At 37.9% G+C, this 2,026-nt stretch carries 1 protein-coding gene; it reads left to right on the top strand.

The genetic code is table 11. From position 1 onward, the window contains the following. Window positions 1-391 precede the first annotated feature (391 nt). The coding region (locus ACP6PL_RS20910; RefSeq protein WP_426547204.1) for a tetratricopeptide repeat protein at window positions 392-2,026 on the top strand (1,635 nt) is incomplete at its 3' end.

Genomic DNA, 2,026 nt, shown 5'->3' with positions numbered 1-2,026 from the left:
CCCCCCTCGCAATGACATAGTAACCATCATTGCGAGGCGGTAATCCAACAGTTAATCTTTTGGAAACAGTGTTAACTTAGCCGTAGGCGAAGCCTTCCCTAAAGATAGCAATCTCACAACGTCAGGAGCTTGCCACGGGGGCTTAATGGTTGGCAAGAAAAAATAATTGCTGTTCCCAGCCCCCTCGCAATGACATAGTAAGGTGAATTGTCATTGCGAGGCGGTAATCCAACAGTTAACCTTTTGGAAACAGTGTTAACTTAGCCGTAGGCGAAGCCTTCCCTAAAGGTAGCAATCTCATTTGTTTGTTAACCACCCTCTATTGCATATCTTCTCTAAAACCAGAAATATAATAAATGAAAATTTTAGTTGTGGGGTAAAGGTTAAATTTATGGTTTCTCCGATGCAACGCTTGTCTATTCTTAGTATTAATAGTTTGATTGTTTTTAATGTCGGTTTTCCTGTATTAATGTTGCCCAATATTGTCAATGGGGGAGAAGTTGTGGCTCAAACAGATCCCAATGCTGAGGCAGAAAGATTATTTAATGAGGGAAGGGAACTACATAAGCAAAGTACAGCAGAATCTCTAAGTCAAGCCATTGCTAAATGGGAAGAGGCACTATTGCTATTTAGAAAAACGGGTAACTTGAAGAGGCAAGCACTTACACTCAATAATATTGCCGGTGTCTACAATAGCTTAGGAGAAAAACAAATAGCACTCAATTACTACAATCAAGCTTTACCTATAATTCAGCAAGTAGGTGATAAAAGAATAGAAGCACTTACACTCAATAATATTGGCCTTGTCTACAATAGCTTGGAAGAAAAACAAACAGCACTCAATTACTACAATCAAGCTTTACCTATAATTCAGCAAGTAGGCGATAAAAGAATAGAAGCACTTACACTCAATAATATTGGCCTTGTCTACAATAGCTTAGGAGAAAAACAAACAGCACTCAATTACTACAATCAAGCTTTACCTCTATTTCAGCAAGTAGAGGATAAAGGAGGGGAATCTACCACTCTCTTTGGTATTGCCACTGTCTATTCTAGCTTAGGAGAAAAAAAACTTGCACTCAATTACTACAATCAAGCTTTACCTATAATTCAGCAAGTAGGGAATAAAGGAGTGGAAGCTATCACACTCCTTGGTATTGGCAGTGTCTACTCTAGCTTAGGAGAAAAAAAACTTGCACTCAATTACTACAAGCAAGCTTTACCTATACTTCAGCAAGTAGGGAATAAAGGAGGGAAAGCTACCACGATCAATAGTATTGCCCTTATCTACTCTAGCTTAGGAGAAAAACAAACAGCACTCAATTACTACAATCAAGCTTTACCTATACTTCAGCAAGTAGGGAATAAAGGAGGGGAAGCTACCACGATCAATAGTATTGCCCTTATCTACTCTAGCTTAGGAGAAAAAAAACTTGCACTCAATTATTACAATCAAGCTTTACCTCTATTTCAGCAAGTAGGGGATCAAGAAGGAGAAGCTACTACTCTCCTTGGTATTGGCGTTGTCTACAATAGTTTAGGAGAAAAAAAACTTGCACTCAATTATTACAATCAAGCTTTACCTCTATTTCAGGAAGTAGGGGATCAAGAAGGGGAAGCTATCACTCTCAATAATATTGGCAATGTCTATTCTAGCTTAGGAGAAAAACAAAAGGCACTCAATTACTACAATCAAGCTTTACTTCTATACAAACAAGTAGGGAATAAAGGATTGGAAGCTAACACGATCAATAATATTGGCAATGTCTATAGTGACTTAGGAGAAAAACAAAAGGCACTGAATTACTACAATCAAGTTTTACCTATATTTCAGCAAGTAGGTAATAAAGGAGGGGAAGCTACCACGATCAATAATATTGGCAATGTCTACAGTGACTTAGGAGAAAAACAAAAGGCACTCAATTATTACAATCAAGCTTTACCTCTATACAAACAAGTAGGGGATAAAGAAGGGGAAGCTACCACGATCAATAATATTGGCAATGTCTACAGTGACTTAGGAGAA

Source organism: Dapis purpurea BLCC-M126, assembly GCF_050015975.1.
Taxonomy (GTDB): Bacteria; Cyanobacteriota; Cyanobacteriia; order Cyanobacteriales; family Microcoleaceae; genus Trichodesmium.
This window is presented reverse-complemented; position numbering and strand designations above follow the sequence as displayed.